The 22,602-nt window shown below is 75.7% G+C and carries 20 protein-coding genes; 7 read left to right on the forward strand and 13 right to left on the reverse strand.

Going from position 1 to position 22,602, the window contains the following annotated elements; translation table 11 throughout:
* Positions 1 to 11: 11 nt before the first annotated feature.
* Positions 12 to 326 carry an MGMT family protein gene (locus TPA0908_RS14665; protein ID WP_281938187.1) on the reverse strand — a complete coding sequence of 105 codons (315 nt, stop codon included), beginning with the start codon at positions 324 to 326 and terminating at the stop codon, positions 12 to 14.
* A 13-nt stretch (positions 327 to 339) separates the two neighbouring features.
* Between TPA0908_RS14665 and proB the strand changes: the two genes are divergently transcribed.
* The gene (gene proB / locus TPA0908_RS14670) at positions 340 to 1,497 is read left to right on the forward strand and encodes a glutamate 5-kinase (RefSeq protein WP_374709210.1); all 1,158 of its coding nucleotides are present in this window, start codon (positions 340 to 342) and stop codon (positions 1,495 to 1,497) included.
* 73 nt (positions 1,498 to 1,570) lie between these two features.
* Entirely contained in the window at positions 1,571 to 2,812 is a 1,242-nt protein-coding gene (locus TPA0908_RS14675) for a glutamate-5-semialdehyde dehydrogenase (protein WP_281938189.1), read from the forward strand.
* A 37-nt stretch (positions 2,813 to 2,849) separates the two neighbouring features.
* Here TPA0908_RS14675 and TPA0908_RS14680 read toward each other — a convergent pair whose 3' ends face one another.
* The 6 genes from TPA0908_RS14680 to TPA0908_RS14705 form a co-directional block, all read right to left on the reverse strand.
* On the reverse strand, positions 2,850 to 4,037 hold the full coding sequence (locus tag TPA0908_RS14680) for a prenyltransferase/squalene oxidase repeat-containing protein (RefSeq protein ID WP_281938191.1): 1,188 nt from the start codon (positions 4,035 to 4,037) through the stop codon (positions 2,850 to 2,852).
* A gap of 110 nt (positions 4,038 to 4,147) precedes the next feature.
* Positions 4,148 to 5,395 carry an adenylyltransferase/sulfurtransferase MoeZ gene (gene moeZ / locus TPA0908_RS14685; protein ID WP_281938193.1) on the reverse strand — a complete coding sequence of 416 codons (1,248 nt, stop codon included), beginning with the start codon at positions 5,393 to 5,395 and terminating at the stop codon, positions 4,148 to 4,150.
* Between the two features lie 41 nt (positions 5,396 to 5,436).
* Entirely contained in the window at positions 5,437 to 6,228 is a 792-nt protein-coding gene (locus TPA0908_RS14690) for a DUF3152 domain-containing protein (RefSeq protein ID WP_281938195.1), read from the reverse strand.
* Between the two features lie 75 nt (positions 6,229 to 6,303).
* Complete coding sequence (locus tag TPA0908_RS14695; protein WP_281938197.1) at positions 6,304 to 7,164, reverse strand: DUF3152 domain-containing protein; 861 nt, start codon at positions 7,162 to 7,164, stop codon at positions 6,304 to 6,306.
* 5 nt (positions 7,165 to 7,169) lie between these two features.
* Positions 7,170 to 8,225, reverse strand: a complete 1,056-nt coding sequence (locus TPA0908_RS14700) for an alpha/beta fold hydrolase (RefSeq protein WP_281938199.1) — start codon at positions 8,223 to 8,225, stop codon at positions 7,170 to 7,172.
* Positions 8,226 to 8,266: 41 nt separating this feature from the next.
* The gene (locus tag TPA0908_RS14705; protein WP_308447828.1) at positions 8,267 to 11,206 is read right to left on the reverse strand and encodes a hypothetical protein; all 2,940 of its coding nucleotides are present in this window, start codon (positions 11,204 to 11,206) and stop codon (positions 8,267 to 8,269) included.
* 148 nt (positions 11,207 to 11,354) lie between these two features.
* On the opposite strand from TPA0908_RS14705, the gene TPA0908_RS14710 reads away from it, so the two are divergent.
* Together TPA0908_RS14710 and TPA0908_RS14715 are read left to right on the forward strand one after the other, a co-directional pair.
* Positions 11,355 to 11,993 (forward strand): TetR/AcrR family transcriptional regulator, encoded by a 639-nt coding sequence (locus TPA0908_RS14710; protein ID WP_107161786.1) that lies wholly within the window; start codon positions 11,355 to 11,357, stop codon positions 11,991 to 11,993.
* Positions 11,994 to 12,058: 65 nt separating this feature from the next.
* Positions 12,059 to 12,286 (forward strand): DUF3107 domain-containing protein, encoded by a 228-nt coding sequence (locus tag TPA0908_RS14715; protein ID WP_107161788.1) that lies wholly within the window; start codon positions 12,059 to 12,061, stop codon positions 12,284 to 12,286.
* Between the two features lie 46 nt (positions 12,287 to 12,332).
* Here TPA0908_RS14715 and TPA0908_RS14720 read toward each other — a convergent pair whose 3' ends face one another.
* Positions 12,333 to 12,974: a ferritin-like fold-containing protein gene (locus TPA0908_RS14720; RefSeq protein ID WP_281938202.1), complete on the reverse strand. Its 642-nt coding sequence runs from the start codon at positions 12,972 to 12,974 to the stop codon at positions 12,333 to 12,335.
* 282 nt (positions 12,975 to 13,256) lie between these two features.
* Between TPA0908_RS14720 and TPA0908_RS14725 the strand changes: the two genes are divergently transcribed.
* Both TPA0908_RS14725 and TPA0908_RS14730 read left to right on the forward strand, forming a co-directional pair.
* On the forward strand, positions 13,257 to 14,921 hold the full coding sequence (locus TPA0908_RS14725; RefSeq protein WP_281938203.1) for a DEAD/DEAH box helicase: 1,665 nt from the start codon (positions 13,257 to 13,259) through the stop codon (positions 14,919 to 14,921).
* Between the two features lie 190 nt (positions 14,922 to 15,111).
* Positions 15,112 to 16,269 carry a class I SAM-dependent methyltransferase gene (locus TPA0908_RS14730; protein WP_281938204.1) on the forward strand — a complete coding sequence of 386 codons (1,158 nt, stop codon included), beginning with the start codon at positions 15,112 to 15,114 and terminating at the stop codon, positions 16,267 to 16,269.
* On the opposite strand, the gene TPA0908_RS14735 is transcribed toward TPA0908_RS14730, so the two are convergent.
* Positions 16,266 to 16,697, reverse strand: coding sequence for a hypothetical protein (locus TPA0908_RS14735; RefSeq protein WP_281938206.1), 432 nt, complete (start codon positions 16,695 to 16,697; stop codon positions 16,266 to 16,268). The two genes, TPA0908_RS14730 and TPA0908_RS14735, sit on opposite strands and share 4 nt — an antisense overlap.
* 187 nt (positions 16,698 to 16,884) lie before the next feature.
* On the opposite strand from TPA0908_RS14735, the gene TPA0908_RS14740 reads away from it, so the two are divergent.
* Positions 16,885 to 17,304 carry a helix-turn-helix domain-containing protein gene (locus TPA0908_RS14740; protein ID WP_107161798.1) on the forward strand — a complete coding sequence of 140 codons (420 nt, stop codon included), beginning with the start codon at positions 16,885 to 16,887 and terminating at the stop codon, positions 17,302 to 17,304.
* A 15-nt stretch (positions 17,305 to 17,319) separates the two neighbouring features.
* On the opposite strand, the gene TPA0908_RS14745 is transcribed toward TPA0908_RS14740, so the two are convergent.
* The 4 genes from TPA0908_RS14745 to TPA0908_RS14760 all read right to left on the reverse strand — a co-directional run bounded on the left by TPA0908_RS14745 (position 17,320) and on the right by TPA0908_RS14760 (position 22,552).
* On the reverse strand, positions 17,320 to 18,279 hold the full coding sequence (locus TPA0908_RS14745; RefSeq protein ID WP_281938209.1) for a hypothetical protein: 960 nt from the start codon (positions 18,277 to 18,279) through the stop codon (positions 17,320 to 17,322).
* A gap of 85 nt (positions 18,280 to 18,364) precedes the next feature.
* Positions 18,365 to 18,595, reverse strand: a complete 231-nt coding sequence (locus tag TPA0908_RS14750) for a heavy-metal-associated domain-containing protein (RefSeq protein ID WP_107161800.1) — start codon at positions 18,593 to 18,595, stop codon at positions 18,365 to 18,367.
* An 82-nt stretch (positions 18,596 to 18,677) separates the two neighbouring features.
* Complete coding sequence (locus TPA0908_RS14755; protein ID WP_281938212.1) at positions 18,678 to 20,798, reverse strand: DEAD/DEAH box helicase; 2,121 nt, start codon at positions 20,796 to 20,798, stop codon at positions 18,678 to 18,680.
* Positions 20,795 to 22,552, reverse strand: coding sequence for a BTAD domain-containing putative transcriptional regulator (locus TPA0908_RS14760; protein ID WP_281938214.1), 1,758 nt, complete (start codon positions 22,550 to 22,552; stop codon positions 20,795 to 20,797). The genes TPA0908_RS14755 and TPA0908_RS14760 overlap by 4 nt, the downstream gene beginning before the upstream one ends.
* Positions 22,553 to 22,602 lie beyond the last annotated feature (50 nt).

The raw sequence follows: 22,602 nt of genomic DNA on the forward strand, positions 1-22,602 counted from the left end.
TATGGTCGCGGTCACATCCCCTCCTCCGGCGACCAGGCGGCCACCGCCAGGTCGACCCGATCCCCGCGCAACGGGCAGCCCTCGGCGCGCAGCCGGGCCCGCGCCTGAAGCTCGTGCCCCGGCGGCAGCCGGCCGGCCGCGTTCACCACCCGGTGCCACGGCACCCCGCCCCCGTGCCGCGCCATGATCGAGCCGACCAGGCGTGGCGACGCCCGCCCCGACCGCTCGGCCAGCGCGTCGGCCACCGCGCCGTACGACATCACCCGCCCGGGCGGAATCCGCTCGACCAGCGTCAGCACCGCCTCGATGTACTCGTCAGGTGTCACGAGCTGCCACGATATGGGAACGCGCCACGACCGCGCGGACCGCGACCCGCAGAATGGTCGGGTGCGTGAAGCAGTCGCCTCGGCCCGCCGGATCGTGGTCAAGATCGGATCGTCCTCGTTGACCACCGCGACGGGCGGCCTCGACGACGCCCGGGTCGACGCGCTCGTCGACACGCTCGCCGCCCTGATCGGCGCGGGACGCGAGGTGGTGCTGGTCTCCTCCGGTGCGATCGCCGCCGGCCTCGCCCCGCTCCGGCTGCCCCGACGCCCGCGCGGCCTGGCCACCCAGCAGGCCGCCGCCAGCGTCGGCCAGGGCCTGCTCATCGGCCGGTACGCGACCGCGTTCGCCCGGCACGGTCACCCCGTCGGGCAGGTGTTGCTCACGGTCGACGACGTGACCCGGCGGGCGCACTACCGCAACGCGTACCGCACGCTGCGCAAGCTGCTCGACCTGCGGGCCGTGCCGATCGTCAACGAGAACGACACGGTGGCCACCGACGAGATCCGGTTCGGCGACAACGACCGGCTCGCCGCGCTCGTCGCCGCGCTCGTCGACGCCGACCTGCTGGTGCTGCTCTCCGACGTGGACGCGCTCTGGACCGGCGACCCGACCCGTCCGGGCAGCACCCGGGTCACCGAGGTGCACGGCGAGGGCGACCTGGCCGGCATCGACGTCGGCGGGGCCGGCCAGGCCGGGGTGGGCACCGGCGGCATGGTCACCAAGGTGGAGGCGGCGCGCATCGCCACCGGCTTCGGCATCCCGGTGGTGCTCACCGCCGCGCCGCTGGCCGGCCCGGCGCTGGCCGGCGAGCCGGTCGGCACGTTCTTCCACGCCAGCAGCCGACGCCCGGCCGCCCGGCTGTTCTGGCTGGCGCACGCCACCGCGCCGCGCGGCCGGCTGCACCTCGACCCGGGCGCGGTGCAGGCCGTGGTCGGTCGGCGCAAGTCGCTGCTGCCGGCCGGCATCACCGCGGTGGACGGCGCGTTCACCGCCGGGGACCCGGTGGACCTGGTCGACACCGCCGGCGCGCCGGTGGCCCGTGGCCTGGTCAACTACGACGCGGTGGAGCTGCCCGGCCTGCTCGGCCGCTCCACCGCGGAGCTCGCCGCGGCGCTCGGCCCGGCCTACGAACGTGAGGTCGTCCACCGAGACGACCTCGTCTTGTTGTAAGCAGGGGCCCCCTGTTAACGCATTCCGCATAACAGGGGGCCCCTCCTAACGCCACTGCGAAGGAGAGCGCACCATGAGCGTCGTCGAGCAGGCCCGCCGGGCCCGGGACGCGGCGGAGGCCCTGGCGGCGGCCACCCGTACGGCCAAGGACGCCGCGCTGCACGCGATGGCCGACGCGCTGGTGGCGCGTACCCCGGAGATCCTGACGGCGAACGCGACGGACCTGGCGGCCGGGCGCGACGCCGGACTGGGCGCGGCCGTGCTGGACCGGCTCGCGCTCGACGAGGGCCGGGTCGCCGCCATCGCGGACGCGCTGCGCGAGATGGCCGCGCTGCCCGACCCGGTCGGCGAGGTGGTCCGCGGGTCCACGCTGCCGAACGGGCTGGAGCTGCGCCAGGTGCGGGTGCCGTTCGGGGTGGTCGGCATCGTCTACGAGGGCCGGCCCAACGTGACGGTCGACGCGGCCGGCATCTGCCTGAAGTCGGGCAACGCGGCGCTGCTGCGCGGCTCCTCGTCGGCGGCGCACTCCAACGCCGCCCTGGTCGCGGTGCTGCGCGACGCGGTCGCCGGCGCCGGCCTGCCGGCGGACGCGGTGCAACTGCTCGACGCCAGCACGCGCGACTCGGTCAAGGAGCTGATGCGCGCCCGGGGCCTGGTCGACGTGCTGATCCCGCGCGGCGGCGCGTCGCTGATCCGCGCCGTGGTCGAGGAGTCGACCGTGCCGGTGATCGAGACCGGGGTGGGCAACTGCCACGTGTACGTGGACGCCGCCGCCGACCTCGACAAGGCCGTGGCGATCACGCTGAACGCCAAGACGCAGCGGCTGTCCACCTGCAACACCGCCGAGTCGCTGCTGGTCCACCGGGCCGTCGCGGACGCGTTCCTGCCGGCCGTGCTGGCCGCGTTCGCCGAGGCCGGGGTGACCGTGCACGGCAGCCCGGAGGTGGCCGCCCACTCCGACGCGGTGGTCGCGGCGACCGAGGAGGACTTCGCCACCGAATATCTCTCCGCCGACATCTCGGTCGCCGTGGTCGACTCGCTCGACGCGGCGGTCACGCACATCCGGCGCTACGGCACCGGCCACACCGAGGCGATCGTCACCGACTCGCAGCGGGCGGCGCGGGAGTTCGTGGCCCGGGTGGACGCCGCCGCCGTGATGGTGAACGCGTCCACCCGGTTCACCGACGGCGGCGAGTTCGGGTTCGGTGCCGAGATCGGCATCTCCACCCAGAAGCTGCACGCCCGCGGCCCGATGGGCCTGCCGGAGCTGACCAGCACGAAGTACGTGGTCACCGGCGACGGCCACCTGCGCTGAGCCGCACCCGGCCCCGGCTCGCGCCCGTGGCGGCGGGCTACGCCACCCGGAGCGGATTCGGGGCCGGAGCCGGCCCCGGCGTCCCGGCCGGAACCACGACCGGAGCCGGAACCACGACCGGAGCCGGGGAGGCGGCCGGAGCCGGGACCACGACCGGAGGCGGAGCCACGGCCGGAAGCAGGGTCGGAGCCGGCGAGGCGGCCGGAGGCCGGGGCGGGGGTGCGGCCGGGGCCGGCAGCAGGGCCGGGGCCGGGGGCGCGACCGGGTCGGGAACGGCCGGCGCGGGCGGAGCGGGCGGCGCGGGCGGCGGCTCGGGCGCGCGGCGGCGGGACGGCGGCTCGGGCAGCGCGGCGGCGCGCGGCGCCACGAACGGGGCCCCGGACGCCGCGACCTCGGGCTCGGTCGGCCGGCAGGCCCGGATCGCGCGCAGCGTGGTGTGCACGTCGAACTGGTGACCGTCGTCGCTGTCCCAGCCGCCGTCGCTGCGTTGCGTCCCGGCCAGCCGACGCCGTGCCGAGACCAGCAGCCACTGCTCCTCGCCCACCTCCACCCGGCGCAGCGTGGCGGCGAGCCACGCCACGTCGGCCGGGGACATCTCCGGGATCCGGTCGGCGAGCACCGCCTGGATCCGGGCCGACTCGTGGTACATCCGCTGGCGGTGCAGCACCGCCGCGGCGAGCCAGCCGGCGGGCAGGAACGACGGCCAGCTCCCGTCCGGGGCGAGCTGCGCGGCGAGCGTGTGGGCCGCCGCCTGCACCACCCCGGCGTACGCCCCGCCGACGCGGTAATCGAGCGGGCCGGCGGCACGGGCGTCCAGCCCGGCCACGGTGAGCCAGAACCCGGCGTCGGCGGTCAGGTAGAACCGCGCCTCCGGGTCGCCCGGGGCGGCCCACTCCGGCGCGAACCCGGCCAGCGACGAGTGCTCGTCCCAGCCACCGTCGGCGAGCTGGCCGGCGGCCAGCCAGTCCAGCGCGTGCCGGGCGGCGGGGCGGCTCAGCGCGCCGAGGTCGTCCAGCTCGGCGAGGCGGAAGCAGGTCGCGTCGACGGAGGCGACGTCGCCACCGAGCACGGCGGGCCAGCCACCGCCGGGAGCCTGACCGGACTCCGCCGCGTCGAGCACCGCCGGCGGCACCGGCGTGCCGGAACGCAGTCGGGACAGGCGGGCGCGGTCCACCGCGTCCCCGTGTGCCACGACGAACCCGATCGCCGCTTCCAGATCGACCACGGTCGTGACGCTACCTGCGCGGACGCGGTCACGCCTCGGTAGCTCGGCCAGAAAGCGGCAGACGCCGAGGGCCCTCCCGGCGCACCGGAAGGGCCCTCACGACATCGACGTCAGTACGCGGGCAGCGACGGGTCGACCTGCTTGACCCAGGAGAGCACGCCACCCTGCACGTGGACGGAGTCCTTGAACCCGGCCGCCTTGAGCGCGGCCAGCGCCTCGGCGGACCGGACGCCGGACTTGCAGTGCAGCACGATCTGCCGGTCCTGCGGGAACCTCGCCAGCGCCTCGCCGGAGAGGATCTCCCCCTTCGGGATCAGCGTGGAACCGGGGATGCGGACGATCTCGTACTCGGCGGGCTCACGCACGTCGACCAGGAAGATGTCCTTGCCGGCGTCCTGCCACTCCTTCAGCTCCCGCGCGGTGATGGTGGAGTCGACCACCGCCTCCTGCGCCTCCTCGGAGACCGCGCCGCAGAAGTCCTCGTAGTCCTCCAGCAGGTCGGTGACCGTGGGGTTCTCGCCGCAGAGCGCGCAGTTCGGGTCCTTGCGCACCTTGATCTTGCGGTAGCTCATCTCCAGGGCGTCGTAGACCATCAGCCGGCCGACAAGCGGCTCGCCGATGCCGGCGAGCAGCTTGATCGCCTCGTTGACCTGGATCGACCCGATGGACGCGCAGAGCACGCCGAGCACGCCGCCCTCGGCGCAGGAGGGGACCATGCCGGGCGGCGGGGGCTCCGGGTAGAGGCAGCGGTAGCAGGGGCCGTGCTCGGCCCAGAACACCGACGCCTGGCCGTCGAAGCGGTAGATCGAACCCCAGACGTACGGCTTGCCGAGCAGCACGGCCGCGTCGTTGACCATGTAGCGGGTGGCGAAGTTGTCGGTGCCGTCGACGATCAGGTCGTACCGGGAGAAGATGTCCCGGACGTTCTCCCGGTCCAGCGCGGTGTCGTGGATCTCCACGTTGACCAGCGGGTTGATCTCGCGGATCGAGGCGGCGGCGGACTCGGCCTTGGACCGGCCGACGTCGGAGACACCGTGGATGATCTGCCGCTGGAGGTTCGACTCGTCGACGGTGTCGAAGTCGATGATGCCGAGCGTGCCGACGCCGGCGGCGGCGAGGTACAGCAGGGCCGGCGAGCCGAGACCGCCGGCGCCCACGCAGAGCACCCGGGCGTTCTTCAGCCGCTTCTGCCCCTCGACCCCGACGTCCGGGATGATCAGGTGGCGCGAGTAGCGGCGGATCTCGTCAACGGTCAGCTCGGCGGCGGGCTCGACGAGCGGGGGCAACGACACGGTGGACTCCCCGGGATCGGCGGTGGGACCGCGCCATTGTCGCTCGCCGTGGTGGGGATCGGCCATGACGAGGGACACCCGGCCCGAACTGCGGGACCGGGAATATCTCAGACGCCGTCGGTGGGCTCGCCGGAGTACCGCACCCCGTCGACGTACGGCCACGCGTTCGGCAGGCAGCCGTCCAGCCCGTACGTCTGCTGCTGCATCACCGGGGCCGGGGCGCCGGGGCGCGGGCACGCCTGGTGCAGCTCGCCGAACTCGTGCCCGACCTCGTGGTTGACCACGTACGTCCGGTAGACGTCGAGCGGGGCGCCGTAGTCGGGCACCGCGGTCATCCAGCGCGCCAGGTTGAGCACCACGCGACCGGGCAGCCGGCAGGACGTGTAGCGCTCGGTGTGCAGGCCGCCCTCGGCGCACATCCGCTCGGAGGTGACCGGCGTGGCCAGGTAGACGGTGAAGTCGGCGGCGGCGGCCTCGGGCACCCGCTGCACCCGCAGCTCCCCGGAGGCGATCCAGCTACGCGGGTCGCCGAGCACCGCGTCCACGGTCGCGGCGAACGCGTCGGCGTCCTGCCCCGTACCGTGCTCGACCTCGATCCGGTAGCGACGCAGCGGGCCGGCGAGGCCGCGTACCGGTGAACGCCCGTGGGCCACCGCGAACGTGCCGGGGCCGGCGGTGGGGTAGCCGGTCGGCGACGCCGACGCGGCGGTGTCGGCGTCCGGCATCAGCGTCGGCTCGGCGGCGAGCGGTACCCGCACGGGACGCGGCGGCTCGCTCAGCCGGGTGATGCCCGCCGCGCCGCCGACGGCCGCGAGCAGCATCGCCAGCAGCAGCGCCGCGCGTCGGCGTCGGCGGCGCATCCGGCGCAGCCCGGGGCGTTCGGGCGGGTACGACGTCATGCGGACAGCGTGCCACGCAATTCGGGCATTTAGCTGCTTTTGCGGCGCAAGTCCTGAGAATTGCTCACAACTCGGTCACAATGCCGGCCCGGTGTACCGCTTCCCACCCAGGTACGGCCACGGATTCGGCCGGCAACCGTCGAGGAAGAGCGTCTGCTGCTGCATCACCGGCGCGGCCCGCCCGGTGCCCGGACACGCCTCGTGGTGGTGCCCGAGCTGGTGCCCCACCTCGTGGTTGACCACGTAGAGCCGGTACGTCTCCAGCGGCATCCCGGCGGCCACCAGGTGCGGCGCGGACGTCCGCCACCGGTCCAGGTTGAGCACGACCCTGCCCGGGACCCGGCAGGACGTGTACGGCACGCCGCCCTTGCGGATGTCGATCCCGCCCGCCCCGCACAGCCGGCCGGCGGTGTCCCGGCTCGCCAGATAGATCGTGAAGTCGTACCGGCTGCCCGGCGTGACCCGCTGCAACCGCAGCCGGCCGCTGTCCACCCAGCTCCCCGGCCCGGCCAGGGCCCGCTGCACCGCGTCCCCGAACGCCCGGACGTCCTCACCGACGCCCCGCTCCACCGCCACCCGGAAGCGGCGCAACTCACCGCCCCGGCCCAGCACGCCGCCGGCCCGGTCGTCGTACCCGAAACCGCCCGTGCCCCGCGCGGGCACCGGACCGGGCAGACTCAGCACGGGCGCCGGCGAGCGGGGCGGCGCGAGCGACGGCGGCGACGACGACGACGGGACGCTCGGTGCCACCGGTGCTACCGGCTGGGCCGCGAACCCGTCGGCGACCACCTCCCGCGCGCCGGCCGGCGGCAGTTGCAGCGCCACTCCCACGCCGGCCCCGGCGGTCGCCAGGAACGCGCAGACCACGACGGCGGAGCGCCAACGACGGGCAGCGGACAGGGACCGCGGAAAACGCGGACGGCGGGAGCTGGGCATCCCGCTCAGCCTGCCATGTCGCGGACGCCGCCGCTCTCCCCCATTCCGGTCAGCAGCGCCGTGGCCTGCGCTTTCCGGCCGTCAGACCCCGGCGTGGCGGCCTCCGGCGACCCGGCCGGCGCCGCCTCGTCGAGCAGTGCCAGCACCGCCCGGGCCACCGTCCGGGGCACCTCCAACTGGGCCACGTGCCCGACGCCGTCCAGCATCAGCAGCCGGCTGTCCGGGATCACCCGGGCGGCCTGCGGAGCGACGCGCACGTCGACCAGCCGGTCCTGCCGTCCACCCACCACCAGCGTCGGCACCCGCACCGCCGCGGCCTGCCGCCAGAGCGCGCCCTCCCCCGGCAGGTACGACCGCAGGAAACTGCCGACCAGGCCCCGGAACGTCCGGACGTACGCGGCGGCGTAGTGCGCCGCCTCGTACCGGATCCGGATCTCCTCGATCGCCTCCTGCCGGCGCTGCTCGCTGATCCGGGTCAGGTCCGCCACGCACGACTCCATGACCTGCTGCGCCATCGCCTCCGGAGCGAGCTGGGCCAGCCGCCAGGCGGCCAGCCGCTCACCCCGGGGGATCACCAGCACCGGCAACATCCGCCCCTGCAACGAGCGCCGGAAGTCCAGGAACGGCAGGGCCGGCGAGATCAGCGTGAGCGTGCGGACCAGATCCGGGCGCAGCACCGCCACCCGGACCGCGACCGCCCCGCCGAGCGAGTTGCCGAACAGGTGCACCGGGCCCCGGTCGCTGTGCTCGATCCAGCGGACCACCCGGTCCGCGAACGCCGGGATCGTGTAACGCCGGCCGGGCTCGCTGCGCCCGAAGCCGGGCAGGTCGATCGCCTGGCCGTCGAGCCGGGGCGCCAGCAGGCCGGCCAGGTCCGTCCAGTTCTGCGCGGAGCCGCCGAGCCCGTGCACGTACAGCGCCGGCTCGGCGTCGGGCCCGGTGGCCGGCGTGTCCCGGACGTGCACGAGCGCGCCGTCGAGCCGCACGTGCCGGCCCGGCCAGGGCGGCGGGAGATGATGCGCGGGAAGGAGATGCTCGGGCCCGAGCGCGGCACGCTTCATGCGTCCAGTCTTCCCCGCGCCGGCCCCGTCCGCACAGTCCCCTAGGCGAGCAGCGCCTCCAGACGCCGATTCACCGCGGCCAGCGTGGCCCGCACCACAGCCTGCCGCGGATCGCCCGCGACCAGGGCGGAACCGGCCAACTGCTCCACCCACCCGTCGCAGACCAGCAGCACCACCACGGTCGCCACCTCGCAGTTGCCGAACGGCACCACGGCGGCGTGCTCGACGAAGCACCGGCCCCGCTCGCCCGCCGGCAGGGCCGGGCCGAGCAGCTCGTCCACCGCGGCGGCCGCGGCCACCGCGCAGAGCCGCAGCACGTACCCGTCGACAGCCGGCCCGGTCGCGTGCCCCTCGGCCGTCCGGTCCCCGGCGAGCAGGCGGACCTCGGTGGTGGCGTCCAGCCCCAACGTGCTCACCAGGACGTGGTCGATCACCACCCGGGGCCCGGGCACGCCGCCCGGATCCAGCGGTCGCGACGGCGCGGTCTCCGTCGTGGTCACCTGCCCACCGGAGTACGAGGTGCCGAGCGTGACCGGACTGCCGGTGGACATGCCGGTGGGCGCGGCGGCCAGCGACGTCTCGTCCACGGTGGCCCGGCCCCGGTGGGTGGCCTGCCGGCGGCGGCGCGGCGGCTCGTCGGCGTCCTCCCCCGGCGCGTCGACCAGCCGGCCGGCACGCGACTCCACGCCGCCGAACCGGCCCTCGCCGGAGCGGTTCTCGGCCGGCCGGTTCGACGCCGGCCGCACCACGCCGGCCCGCGCCGGCATGTCCGCCTCGACCGGACCGGACGAGGCCCCGCCCCGCGCCGGAACGCCCGGCTCGTCGTCGGCGCGCGGCGTACCGGATCGGGGCTCGGCCGACGCGGCCTCGGCACGGCGGTCGGCAGCACGGCCCGGCGGGACCTCCGCCAGCGGCGGGGCCTCGGCGAGGCGGTCGGCGCGGCCCGGTGGCACCTCCACCGGACGGTCGCGGACGGCCGCGGCCTCGGCCAGGCGGTCCGTGCGCGCGGTGGCGGACCGCCGGCGGACCGGCGGCGGCGGTACGGCCGGCGCGCCCGGCAGGTTCTGCGGGGCGGCGGCCAGACCCATCCGATCCTGGAGCAGCCGGGCCACCAGCCGGCTCACCTCGGCCGGGTCCGCGCCGTCGGCCAGGTCCAGCCGGAGACTGTGCGCACCGGCCGGGGTGCGGCGGAGCGCGGCGTCCCGGACGCCGGCCACCTCGCGCACGGCGTCCAGGATCGCGTTGACGTCGAAGCCCTCCGGCCGCTCGCGCAGCGGCGCCGGTTCGTCGTCCCGACGCAGGTGGGTGGCGATGCGGGCCAACTCCGGGGTCTCGGCGGACGGTTCCACGGCCGGCGGCTCCGGCACGACCGGCACATCCGGCTCGGCGGGGACGCGCTGCGGCAGCACCGCCGGGGCCGACTCGGTCGACTCCGGCCCGGCAGCCGCCTCGGCAGCCGGCGTCGGCTCCGGGGCGGACCGGCGGGCCGCGTAGGGCGGGGCGCTCGTCGGGCGGGGCGCGGGCGGCGGGTCGAACCGCGCCGTCCCGCCCGGCGCGGGGAGGCCGGCCGGCTCGCCGTGCGACGGGTCCGGTGCGGGGTACCCGGCGGTCGGCTCACCGACGGCCCGGGAGGACGGCCCCGCAGCGTACGCCGCCGGCGGTGGACCGGCCGACGCCTCGCGCTCACGGGCGACCGGCGGCGCGCCGGCCGGCTCGGGACGCGCGCCGAACGGGGTCACCGGCACCGGCGGACCCGCCCAGGAGGGCCGCTCGGCGGGCGGCTCGTGACCCGAGCGGGGCTCGGCGTCCTCGCGGGGCAGCCGGAACGGCCGGGTCGCCTCGGGCCGCGGCGGCTCGGGCGCTGCCGTCGACTCGGCCCGCACCGCCTCATACGGTCGGACCGGCTCGGGCCGCGGCTCGTAACCGCCGGCCGGATCGACGCGGGTCGGCTGGTAGCCGGTGGGCGGATCGACGCGGGTCGGCTCGTACGGTCGCATCGGTTCGGGCGCCCACTCGGACGCGCGGTCCTCGCGGGCGGCGCGGCGGCCGGTCGGCTCGTCGTCCACGGTCCGTCGCTCGGCCGGCGCGTCGTCGCGGGCCGAGCGGCGCCCGACCGGCTCGTCGGCGCGGGCCCACGGCGGGGCCCAGCCGTCGCCCCAACTCGGGCGGTTCCAGGACGGCCCGGGCCACTCCGGCTCACCCGCCGGCCCCGCGCCCGGGTCGTTCGGCGCGGCGGCGTGGGGATCGGCGGCGGTCCGCGGCCCCTCTCCGGGGTGGGCGTCGCCCGGGTGGTGCTCCGCCGCCGGCGGCTCGCCCCGGCCGGGAACCGTCACCGGCGGCTCGGTCGGACCCCGGTGTGGCCAGCCCTGGTGCAGCGCCGGGGCCTGGTCGACGGTCGGGGCGTGGAAGCCCGGCGGCACCTCGAAGCCGGAGGCGGCGGCGCCGACCGGCGGCACCTGGAGCGCCGGGGGCGCGGAGGCCGGACCACTCTCGGCCCAGCGGGGCGACCGCCCGGCGGACGTGTCGTCCGAGGCGTGCCGGGAGCCGGTGGGGTCGGCCGGGCCGGGACGCTGCTCGACGGCGGGCGCGGGGCGGGGGGCGGGCACGGCCAGCCGGTCGCCGTCGGTCTCCCGCGGCGGCTCGCCCACGGGCGGGGCACTCACCGGCGCCTGGCGGGTCACGGGTGACTCCTCCCCGGCGTGGTGCACGCCGTTGACGTGGCGGCCGTTGACGCGCGCCGCCGGCTCCTCGGCCGGGTGGCCGGGCAGCGGGGCCGGCAGGTCGCCGTGCCGGGGCGAGGACGCCGCCCACCCGCCACCGAGGTCGCCGTAGGGCCAGCCACCGGGCGCCGGGGCGCCGCGGGACCAGCCGTCCGCCGGGGGCGCCCATCCGCCGCCGGTGCGGGCCGGGTCGTCGTGCTGGCCCGTCCCGTCGCCGTGCTCTCCCGGGGTGGCGGCTCCGGGTTGCCCTGTTTCACTCACCGCGCGCTCCTTGGTCGCCCTCGCTGAGGCTACCGTGTGGTGACAGTGGCGATAAGTTACAGCGGCGGGCCAATTCCGCGACGGGTTCACGAACCCGGACCGGTTCGGGCGATACGTGCCGGCTCGACGCAGATACTCGGAGGTTCCCATGACGGCAGTGGGGAACGGTGCACACACGGCCGGCCGGCCCACCCGCCTGCCCCGCTCGGCGCGCCGCAAGCAGCTGCTCGCCGCGGCCCAGGAGGTGTTCGTCGCACACGGCTACCACGCCGCCGCGATGGACGACATCGCCGAGCGGGCCGGCGTCTCCAAGCCCGTTCTCTACCAGCACTTCCCCGGGAAGATGGAGCTCTACCTGGCGCTGCTGGACACACACTGCGACGCCATCGTGGCGAAGGTGCACGACGCCATGCGCGGCACCAACGACAACAAGGAGCGGGTCGGCGCCGCCGTGCGGGCCTACTTCGACTTCGTCGACCACGAGAGCGAGGCGTTCCGCCTGGTCTTCGAATCCGACCTGCGCAACGACCCGGCCGTGCGGCAGCGGGTGGAGCGGGTCGAGCAGGGTTGCATCGCGGCGATCACCGACACCATCATCTCGGACACCGGGGTGAGCCGGGCGCACGCCGAGCTGCTCGCGTCCGGCCTGGTCGGCGCCGCGGAGACCGCCGCGCAGTTCTGGCTGGCGGGCGGTCGGCAGGTGGCCAAGCCGGAGGCGGAAGCGCTGGTCGCGGCGTTGTCCTGGCGTGGCATCGCCAGCTTCCCGCTGCAAGGTGAGTCAGCCTGACCATCGCGCCGCCCGATCGGATAGCCTTCCCACGGTGGCTTTTTCGCCCCAGTTGAGGAGGCACAGTGGAGGTCAAGATCGGCGTGCAGTACGCGCCGCGGGAGCTGGTCCTGGAGAGCGCGCAGTCGCCGGCCGAGATCGAGCAGATCGTGACCGACGCCTTCGCCGGGAGCGAGGGCACGCTCTCCCTGACCGACGAGAAGGGCCGGCGGGTCATCGTGCCGGTCGGCAAGGTCGCCTACGTCGAGATCGCGGAGGCCTCGCCCCGCGCGGTCGGGTTCACCGTCCGCTGATCCGCGTCGCACCGGTCGCCGTGGCGGGGAGACCCGCCGCGGCGGCTCAGTTGTTCAGCCCGACCGCCGACATCCGCGTGGCGTGCGCCTCGGTCAGCCGGCGCAGCACCGCCGGCACGTCGTCGCCGGCCCTGCCGAGCAACGCGGCGAGCGCGCCCCGGTCGGCGGCGGCGACGCGTCCGGCCTGCGAGAGCGCCTCGCCGAGCAGTCGACGCGCCCACATCGAGAGCCGTCCGGCCGCCCTCGGGTCCGCCTCGATCGCGGCCCGGATCTCGGTGGCGGCGAACTCGGCGTACCGGGAGTCGTGCAGGACGTCGAGCAGCAGCGCACGGTCCGGCCCGGCCAGGCCGTCGGCGATCCCGCGCAGGAAGTCGTCGGTGATCGCGTCGCCCACGTACGCCTTGGTCACCGCCTCCGCCCAGTCCCGCGGCTCGGTCGAGTCGTGGTACGCCCGCAATGCCTCGACGTAGGGGGCCATCGCCTCCTCGGGGGTCACGCCCAGCGCGGTGAGGCGGTCGGTGAGCCACCGGTAGTGCGCCATCTCGCCCGCGGCCATCTCGCTGAGCGCGGCGCGACGGCGCAGGTCGGGGGCGAGCCGGGCGTCGGCGGCCAGCCGGTCGAAGGCGAGCAGTTCGCCGTACGCGACGAGGCCGAACAGGCCGACGGCGGCGGAATCGGGGGCGGACACGAGCGCAGGCTACCGCCCACTTGCTGTGATGCAGGTCACATGAAGTGCCCCCGGCTGCCCGGCCGACACCTGGAATCGGGACGGCTCGCAGGCCGTTCAGGTAGGATGAAGCAGTTGCCGTGGGCACCGACCTGGCCAGCGTCGCTGATCAGCACCGGTCCCCGGCGCGCGTGCGGCCCGGTCCGGCTCGGCGAAACCGCCCCCGACCGCGTGGCCCGCGCCAAACCGTCCGCGCCCTGAGGACATGAGGGGCGCACCACGAGAGGGCACCCCCACATCCACATGAGTGAGCAGAGCACAGGCCAGCCACTGGCCCCCACCGCTCCGGTTCCCCCGGAGGCACCCACATTCGCCGCGCTCGGCGCCCGCCAGGAGACCGTCGAGGCGCTCGCCGCCGCGGGCATCACCCGCGCCTTCGCCATCCAGGAGTACGCGCTGCCGATCGGGCTGCGCGGCGTCGACCTGATCGGGCAGGCCCCGACCGGCACCGGCAAGACGCTCGGCTTCGGCATCCCCCTGCTGGAGCGCGTCTTCGCCCCGTCCGAGGGCAGCGACGGCGTGCCCCAGGCACTCGTCGTCGTCCCCACCCGCGAGCTGGGCATCCAGGTCGCCAAGGACCTCGACGCCGCCGGTCGCACCCGGGGCGTCCGGGTGCTGCCGATCTACGGCGGCGTGGCGTACGAGCCGCAGATCGAGGCGCTGCGCAAGGGCGTCGAGATCCTGGTCGGCACGCCCGGCCGCCTGCTCGACCTGCAGAAGCAGAAGCACCTGCGGCTCGACCGGGTCCGCGCGCTCGTCCTCGACGAGGCCGACCGGATGCTCGACCTGGGCTTCCTGGACGACGTCGAGAAGATCCTGGCGATGCTGCCGGAGGACCGGCAGACCATGCTGTTCTCGGCCACCATGCCGGACCCGATCGTGGCGCTGTCCCGGCGGTTCCTCCGCCGGCCGGTCACCATCCACGCCGGGCACACCGCCGAGACCGGCCCGTCGCCGCAGACCCAGCAGCTCGCCTACCGCACCCACTCGATGAACAAGGTCGAGATCGTGGCGCGGATCCTGCAGGCCGAGGGGCGCGGGCTCACCATGATCTTCTGCCGCACCAAGCGGGCCGCCGACCGGGTCGCCGAGGATCTCGACTTCCGCGGCTTCGCCGTGGCGGCCGTGCACGGTGACCTGGGCCAGGGTGCCCGGGAGCGGGCGCTGCGGGCGTTCCGCGCCGGCAAGATCGACACGCTCGTCGCCACCGACGTGGCGGCCCGGGGCATCGACGTCACCGGCGTCACCCACGTGATCAACTACGACTGCCCCGAGGACCAGGACACCTACACCCACCGGATCGGCCGCACCGGTCGGGCCGGGGCGACAGGTGTCGCGGTGACGTTCGTCGACTGGGACGACATGCCCCGCTGGCGCATCATCGACAAGACGCTCGGGCTGGACATGCCCGAGCCCCCGGAGACCTACCACACCTCCAAGCACCTCTACACCGACCTGGACATCTCCCCGGACGTCAGCGACACCCTGCCGACCGCCGCGCGTACCCGCGCCGGCCTGTCGGCCGAGGTCGAGGAGGACCTGGGCGGCGGCCGGGCCCGGCGGGACGGCCGGCGCGGCGACAGCCGCGGCGACAGCCGCGGGCGCGGCGGGGACCGCCGACGTGGGCGTGGTGGCGAGACCGGCGGGGCGCCCGCCGAAGACGGCGCGACAGCGGTCGCGACGGACGAGGGCACCCGAACCCCGCGCCGGCGGCGTCGCCGCCGGGCCGGCGAGACGGTGGCCGGCGAGCAGCCGACCGCAGTGATCGCCAACGAGGGCGCGACGGAGCAGTCCACCATCACCACCGTCGCCGCCGCTGACGGCGGCGACGAGACCGCGACCAAGCCGCGCCGCCGCCGGCGTCGCCGCAGCAGCGCCGGCACCGCCGAGTCCCCCACCACGGACTGAGCAGAGTCTCCACACACGACGGCCCTCGGACCCGCTCCGGGGGCCGCTCCCTGTCCCCACCCCGGCACTCTTCGCCCGTGTCGATCATGAGGTTGGCGCCCGCCCGGCGTGTCGCGCCGCCAACCTCATGATCGACCGAACGCGAGCGGGGAACGGCGGGCGGGGAGGCCGCAGGACGGAAGGAGCAGGGATGCCGGAAGCGTTGGACGCGGCGCTGCGGGAGGTGCGGGCACTGCTGCTCGACCCCGGTCTGACCCGGGCGGTCGCCGCCGGCCGGCAACGAGGACAGCGGCCCTCGGTGGTCCGCGCGGAACTGCGCCCGGTCACGCTGAAGGCCGGCGCGCGGTTGCAGATCGCCACCTCCGACGGCGCCCGACCGCACACCCGTAACGTCACCCCCGGTACGGAGGAGGCCGACACGGCCGTCGACGCGCTGCTCGCCGAGCCGTTCGGCAACTGGCACGTGGAGACCACCGGCACCACGCTCCAGCTCCGGGTGACCAAGTCCGGCGAGGCGCAGGTGCACCGCGCCAAGGCCAGCCGGCCGGTCGCCGAGCCGGACGGACACGACCGGGCCAAGGACTGGCTGCTCGACCCGGGTGACCCGCTGTTCGCCGCGATCGGCGGCTCGGCGGCCAAGCGCCGCCAGGTCGACGCGTTCCTCCGCGCGCTGGCCGCGACGCTGCCGGACGACCTCACCGGCCCGCTGCGCGTGGTGGACCTGGGCTGCGGAAACGCCTACCTGACCTTCGCCGCCCACCGCTACCTGACCCGGCGCGGCCTGGACGTGACGTTGATCGGCGTCGACGTCCGGGAGGACCAGCGCCGCCGCAACACGGAACTGGCCGAACGGCTGGGCTGGGCCGACCGGGTCAGCTTCGTCGCCGGCACCATCGCGCAGGCCCCTGTCGAGCCGGCGCCCGACCTGGTGCTGGCGCTGCACGCGTGCGACACGGCGACCGACGAGGCGTTGGCCCGGGCGGTGCACTGGGGCGCCCGCTGGGTGCTCGCCGCCCCGTGCTGCCACCACGACCTGGCCGCCCAGCTCCGGGCCCGGCCCGCGCCCGGGCCGGACGGACTGCTCACCCGCCAGGGCATCCTGCGCGAGCGGTTCGCCGACGTACTCACCGACGCGCTGCGGGCCGGGCTGCTCCGGCTGCACGGCTACCGTGCCGAGGTGGTGGAGTTCGTCGACTCGCAGCACACCCCACGCAACCTGCTCATCCGGGCACGACGCACGGCCGGCTCGCCGACCGACGACCAACGGGCCGAATACCGCGAGCTGGTGGATCGGTGGGGCGTCACGCCCCGGCTGGAGACGCTGCTCGCCGCGCCGGACCCGGTCTAGCGGCGCCGCTCGCCGCGGTTGCGGTCGCCGCGGTCCAGCGCCGACACCCGCTCGCCGGGGCCGCGGTTGGTGGCCCGGTCACCGTCCGGCGGCACGGTCGGGAACGGGACCACCTTCGCCTGCTGGTCGGAGTTGCCGACGGCGGCGAACGCGTTCCAGGAGATGTCGACAAGCAACCGCTTCAGCTCGGCGTGCCGGGCCGCGGCGTTGCGCTGGAGCGCCATCCGCGCGCCCAGCACCACACCGACCAGGGTGGTGCAGACCGCGCCGGTCGCGGCGATCAGGTGCACGCCCTCCGCCGGGTCGCCCCGCACCGCCAGCACCAGCAGCCAGATCCAGAAACCCAGCGCGAACACGCCGGCCTTCGCCACGAAGAAGAGGCTCACCGCGCCAGGACGGTGCGGAACGGGACGGTCTGGTTCGGCCATGCTGCTCCTCTGAAGTCGCTGCCGGGGAGGATTCGTTCAGCTTAGTTGACAGTCCGCAACTGTTCATGCTGCGTCGGTCCCGCCCACGAGACCTTCCGACCGATCAGTCAGTTACTTCTTCCCCCGGGCGTACTAGGCTCGGGGCGCAGAGCCGGGCGCACCGGCGGAAGGGGACAGCCGAGGAGGGATGGGCTCCGCAGAGGTTTCGCCGCAGATGGCCTTCGCACGGTTCGTGCGACGGGCCATCGACGACGCGCGTGAAGAGCGCGGCTGGACGGTGACCGACCTCGCCACCCACACCGGCGTCGGCCGTTCCACGGTGTTCCGCTGGCTGGCCGGCGACTGGCAGGACTATCCCGAGCTCGCCAAGGTGCGCGGCTTCTGCGCCGCCCTCGATCTGCCGGTGGCCGCCGCGTTCCGGGCCCTGGGCCTGCCCGACGCCGGGGCGGTGCCCCGCCGACGCGCCGCCGAGGACGGTCCGGTCGAGGCAGACGTACGGGTCATCCTGGAACGGCTGGCCGACCCGAACGTCCCCGCCGAGGAGAAGCACCACATCCGCGACCTGCTGCGCTACCTGGCCCGCCGACCGGTCCGCCGCGCCGGCTGACCCCGGGCCGGCCGGTCAGGCGACGGTCAGCGTGAACTCGGCGGTCCGCACCACGCCGCCGACCTGGAAGTCCAGGAACATCCGGTAGCGGCCCGGCCCGGGGGCGGTCAACCAGAACGTCACGGCGTCGCCGTCCCGCACCGGCTCCGGGTGCACGTGCAGGTAGCCGAGATCGCCGTCACGCAGCGCCACCAGGTGACCGAACGCGCCCAGGTAGGGCTCCAGGGCAGCGGCCGCGCCGCCGGCGTCGGTGACCCGGAACCGCAACGGCACCGACCGTCCCACGTCGGGCGTGCCGGTGAACCCGACGGTGAACCCGTCGACCGTGGCCGACGTCTCCGGGGCGGGCAGCGGCCGGGGCAGGTAGTCGCCCGGCACGGCCAGGTCGGCACCGAGCACGGCGGCGACCTGCCGGCCGTCGTCGGCCACCGCGGTGAAGTCCGCGTACATCCGCCAGGCGCCCGGCGCGGTGGGCGTCAACGGCACCGACCAGGTGCCGTCGGCGGCCATCGTCGGGTGCAGGTGCCGATAGCCGGTGAGGTCGCGGCGGACCACGATCACGTGCATCGGCTTGTCGTGCACGACCGCGAAGCGGGTCACCGCCCGACGCTTGTCGTCGCGGACCTGGAACCGCAGCTCACCGACGCGACCGGCGGTCAGGTCCCCGGTCGACGGGACGAGCGTGTAGCCGGCCGAGCTGATCGACAGCCCGGTCGCGCCGTCGCCACCGCCCTGGGTGACCGTGGCCCCGTCGTGCGAGTGCGCGCCGGTGCCGGGCGCGTGGGAGTGGGCGCCACCGGCCGGGGCGGCGTCGCCCGCCGGGACCGTGCCGGCCGGAGCCGCGCCGCCGCCCGGGTTCGCCGGCGGGTTCAACCGGCCGAGCCCGAAACCGAGCAGCACGGCCAGCACCAGGCCGCCCACCACCAGGGCCAGCCGTACCGTGTCCCGGTCCACCACCGCCGGACCCGTCGCCACGGAACCGTCGGCACCGCTACCGTCGCTGACGGAGCCCGACGCGGGACCGACGAGGTCGGGCGCGGGCTCGGCGAGGGACGGCGACTCAGGCAACGCCGCCGGCCAACTCGTAACCCGCCTCGTCGACGGCGGCGCGGACGGACTCCACCGGCAGCGGAGCCGCACTGGTGACGGTGGCCGTGCCCCCGACCAGGTCGATCCGGACCTCCTCGACGCCCGGCAGCGCGGACAGCTCCCCGGTCACCGCCCGGACGCAGTGTTCGCAGGTCATCCCGGTCACGGTGTACGTCTGGACGACGGGTCGCTGCTCGGTCATGGCCCCACGGTACCGCCGGCCGGGACGCCCGCGGACGACGCCCGCGCGAACGGTGGCGTCGCTCGCACCCACCCCCTCGCACTCAGCCGGCGAGGGCGAGGGCGAGCGGCAGCACGTCCGGCGCGCCGGCGCGCCGCAGCAGGCGCGCCACCATGGCCATCGTCCAGCCGGAGTCGACCAGGTCGTCGACGAGCAGCACCGGCCCGTCCAGCGCGGGCAGCGCGCCGGCCAACTCGTCCGGCAGGTGGAACGCGTCGTGCAGCGCGCGTACCCGCTGGGCGCTGTTGCCGCGCGGCCCGCCGGCGCCGGCCGGACCGGTCGGCACGACCACGCCGAGCAACGGCAGCCGGCCGACCGCGGCGATCCGCTCGGCCAGCGAGCCGACAAGCGTCGGCCGGGCCCGGGAGCCGACCGCGACCACGCCGGCCGGGCGGCGCGGCCACGGGTCGTCGCCGTGCGCCCACGCCTTCAGCACCTCGACCACGGCCGCCGCCACGTCGTCGGGCACCGGGCCGTCCGGCGCGTCCGGGCCGACCAGGCCCCGCAACCGCCCGCCCCACCCCAGGTCGGACAGGCGCCCCACGGCCCGCCCGGGCAGCGCCTGTTCCGCCGGGGGGAGGCGACCCTTCAGGGGTACGCCGACCGCGTCCAACCCGGTCGGCCAGAGCTTCTTCGGCGCGATCTGGACGCCGGGGCGGCCGAGGAACGTCTGCGCGGCGGTGAGCGCCTCCGGTGAGACGTCCGCGTCGAACAGCGGGCCGGCGCAGTTGTCGCACCGGCCGCAGTCCTCCGCCCCGGTGTCGTCGAGCCCTTCCCGCAGGTAACGCATCCGGCAGCGGGACGTGTCCGCGTACTCCCGCATGGCCCGCTGCTCGGCGGTGCGCGCGTCGGCGACGCGCCGCAACCGGGCCTCGTCGTAGGTCCAGGGCTCGCCGGTGGCGAGCCAGCCGCCGCGCACCCGGCGGACCGCGCCGTCCACGTCGAGCACCTTGAGCATCAGCTCCAGCCGGGCCCGGCGCAGGTCGACGACCGGTTCGAGGGCCTGGGTGGAGATCGGCCGGTCGGTGTCCAGCGCGGCGAGCACGGCCCGGACCTGCTCCTCGGGCGGGAACGCGAGCGAGGCGAAGTACCGCCAGATGGCCGCGTCCTCGACGCCGGGCAGGAGCAGCACCTCGGCCTGCTCGACGGCGCGACCGGCGCGACCGACCTGCTGGTAGTAGGCGATCGGCGACGGCGGTGCGCCGAGGTGCACCACGAAGCCCAGGTCGGGCTTGTCGAAACCCATGCCGAGCGCGCTGGTGGCGACCAACGCCTTGATCTTGTTGTCGAGCAGGTCCTGCTCGGCGGCGCGGCGGTCGGCGTCCTCGGCCTGCCCGGTGTAGGACGCCACCGCCCAGCCCCGGCCGCGGAGGAACTCGGCCGTCTCGGTGGCCGCGGCCACGGTGAGCGTGTAGACGATCCCCGAGCCGGGCAGCCGGTCCAGGTGGTCGGCCAGCCAGGCCAGGCGGTGGGCCGGGCTCGGCAGATCGAGTACGCCGAGGCGCAGCGACTCCCGGTCCAGCGTGCCGCGCAGCACGAGCGCGTCGCCGAGCTGCTCGGCCACGTCGCGGGTGACCCGGGCGTTGGCGGTGGCCGTGGTGGCGAGCACCGGCGTGCGCTCGGGCAGGTTCGCCAGGAACGTGCGCAGCCGGCGGTAGTCGGGGCGGAAGTCGTGCCCCCAGTCGGAGACGCAGTGCGCCTCGTCCACCACCAGCAGCCCGGTGGTGGCGGCCAGCTTCGGCAGCACGCCGTCCCGGAAGTCCGGGTTGTTGAGGCGTTCCGGGCTGATCAGCAGCACGTCGACCGCCCCGGCGTGGATCTCGGCGGTGATCTCGTCCCACTCGTCCAGGTTGGCGGAGTTGATGGTGCGGGCCCGGATGCCGGCGCGGGCGGCGGCGTCGACCTGGTTACGCATCAGCGCCAGCAGCGGCGACACGATCACCGTCGGCCCGTGCCCGCCGCCGGACCGCAGCAGCGCGGTGGCCACGAAGTAGACGGCCGACTTGCCCCAGCCGGTGCGCTGCACGCAGAGCACCCGCCGCCGGTCGACGACCAGCGCCTCGATGGCGCGCCACTGGTCCTCGCGCAGCCGGGCGTGGTCACCCGCCAGCCGCCGCAGGACCGCCTCGGCGCGTTCCCGGACGGCGTTCCGATCCTGGCTCATCCGGCATTTCTACCAGGGGCGGCCGACCACACCGGCGGGGCGGGCGACGGCTCGGGCGGCAGGAAGAGCAGCAGCTCGCGCAGCGGTTCGGTGGTCGACGACGGTAGGTGGCAGCGCCCGGCCAGTTCTTCCAGCGAGCCGTACGGGCCGCGCAGCCAGCGGTCCACCGCGAGCTGGCGGCACTGCTCGGCGGTCAGCCCGGGCAGCGTCGCGAGCACCGGCTCGGGTACGGCGTTGACGTCGACCAGACCGCCGTCGTCGTAGCCGCGGAGCAGGTCCGGGCGGCCGATGCGCAGCTCCGTCCGGGCGGCCGGATAGTGGTGCAGGAGGTGGCGCGCCTGCTCCCGACGCAGCCGGCGCTGCTCGTCGCTGCGTTGTCGGCCGGTCCAGAACAGCGCGCCGAGGGCCGCCCAGAGCGCCGGGTTGAGCAGCACCACGTGCCCCGCGCCGACCAACCAGCAGACGCCCATCGCCCCGATCAGATACAACGCCTCGGCGTCCGTCACCTCCTCGTTCTCCGGCATGTTGAGCGCGACGACGACCAGGATGAAGATGAGCAGGAAATAGCTGACGCCGGCCAGGGCCAGCCGCCAGCTCCGCCGCCACAGCGCGTACCCGAGGACCACCGCCCAGGTGAGCGACCCGAACGAGAGCAGCACGGTGGCCGTACCGAAGACGGTCGCGGTGACCTGGACCCACCTCGGCGAGCGGCGCGGCGTGGTCTCCGGCGGCGGGTTGAGGGCGAGCAGCAGCGCGTGCGGGAGCGGGGCCGGGCCGGCCCAGCCGGCCGGGGGCGGCATCGGGGCGGCCGGGGACGACGTCGGAGCGGCCGTCGTCGGAGCGGCCGGGGGCGGCCCGGGCACAGGCGTAGCCGACACCGGCGGCAGGGGTGCGGGCGGTGGCGGCACGGGTCCGGGCCGCGTCGTCGTGGATGGCGCGTCCGCGACGGGCGGCACCGGGGACGGCAGGTCCGCGACCGGCGGCAACAGTGCCGGATCCGAGCGGAGGATCCGCCGGTGCAGGTCCTGGAGCGACCCGCCGGGCTCGATGCCGTAGTCCTCGCGGAGCAGGTCGGCGAAGTCCCGGTAGGCGGCGAGCGCCTCGGCCTGCCGGCCACTCCGGTAGAGCGCCAGCATGAGTTGGAGCCGCAGCCGCTCCCGGACCGGGAACTCGGCGACCAGCTCGACCAGCCGGCCCACCGCCTCGCCGTGCCGGCCGGCGGCCAACTCCAGCTCGGTACGCGTCTCCAGCGCGACGGCCCGCAACTCCACCAGCCGGTGCCGGGCGGCGTCGAACCAGGGGCCGGCGAACCCGGTGAACGGCTCGCCCTGCCACCGCTCCAGCGCGGCGTGCACCTCGGCCAGCGCCTCCGCCGTACGCCCGGCCGCCTGCGCCTGCCGGGCGCGCTGGACGCCCCGCTCGAAGCGCGTCACGTCGACCGCCTCCGGCGCGACCCGCAGCACGTATCCGGCATCGGTCAGCGTGAGCACCTGGGCCGGCGTACGCGGTGACCGGTCGGGCTCCAGCATCCGGCGCAGACCGGCCACGTGCTTCTGCACCACGTTGGGGCCGTTCACCGGCGCTTCCTCGGGCCACACCGCCTCGACGATCTGCCCGGTGGGGACCGGGCGGCCGGCGGCGAGCAGCAGCACGGCCAGCACGGCCCGCTGTTTGGCCGGGCCCAGATCGAGCGGACGGTCGGCGTACCAGGCCCGCTGTGGACCGAGGAGCTCGAAACGCAGCGCCTCTGACATGCGAGTTTCCCGCCCCCGTACCCCCGGCCGTCGCCCGCCGTGGCCGGCGG

This window comes from Micromonospora sp. AKA38 (assembly GCF_027925725.1).
In the GTDB taxonomy this organism is placed as follows: Bacteria; Actinomycetota; Actinomycetes; order Mycobacteriales; family Micromonosporaceae; genus Micromonospora.

Coding starts and splice junctions, on each gene's coding strand:
- proB (WP_374709210.1), top strand. CDS start 340: ATGGGAACGCGCCACGACCGCGCGGACCGCGACCCGCAGAATGGTCGG.
- TPA0908_RS14675 (WP_281938189.1), top strand. CDS start 1,571: ATGAGCGTCGTCGAGCAGGCCCGCCGGGCCCGGGACGCGGCGGAGGCC.
- moeZ (WP_281938193.1), bottom strand. CDS start 5,395: ATGGCCGATCCCCACCACGGCGAGCGACAATGGCGCGGTCCCACCGCC.
- TPA0908_RS14690 (WP_281938195.1), bottom strand. CDS start 6,228: ATGACGTCGTACCCGCCCGAACGCCCCGGGCTGCGCCGGATGCGCCGC.
- TPA0908_RS14695 (WP_281938197.1), bottom strand. CDS start 7,164: ATGCCCAGCTCCCGCCGTCCGCGTTTTCCGCGGTCCCTGTCCGCTGCC.
- TPA0908_RS14700 (WP_281938199.1), bottom strand. CDS start 8,225: ATGAAGCGTGCCGCGCTCGGGCCCGAGCATCTCCTTCCCGCGCATCAT.
- TPA0908_RS14710 (WP_107161786.1), top strand. CDS start 11,355: ATGACGGCAGTGGGGAACGGTGCACACACGGCCGGCCGGCCCACCCGC.
- TPA0908_RS14725 (WP_281938203.1), top strand. CDS start 13,257: ATGAGTGAGCAGAGCACAGGCCAGCCACTGGCCCCCACCGCTCCGGTT.
- TPA0908_RS14730 (WP_281938204.1), top strand. CDS start 15,112: ATGCCGGAAGCGTTGGACGCGGCGCTGCGGGAGGTGCGGGCACTGCTG.
- TPA0908_RS14735 (WP_281938206.1), bottom strand. CDS start 16,697: ATGGCCGAACCAGACCGTCCCGTTCCGCACCGTCCTGGCGCGGTGAGC.
- TPA0908_RS14740 (WP_107161798.1), top strand. CDS start 16,885: ATGGGCTCCGCAGAGGTTTCGCCGCAGATGGCCTTCGCACGGTTCGTG.
- TPA0908_RS14750 (WP_107161800.1), bottom strand. CDS start 18,595: ATGACCGAGCAGCGACCCGTCGTCCAGACGTACACCGTGACCGGGATG.
- TPA0908_RS14755 (WP_281938212.1), bottom strand. CDS start 20,798: ATGAGCCAGGATCGGAACGCCGTCCGGGAACGCGCCGAGGCGGTCCTG.
- TPA0908_RS14760 (WP_281938214.1), bottom strand. CDS start 22,552: ATGTCAGAGGCGCTGCGTTTCGAGCTCCTCGGTCCACAGCGGGCCTGG.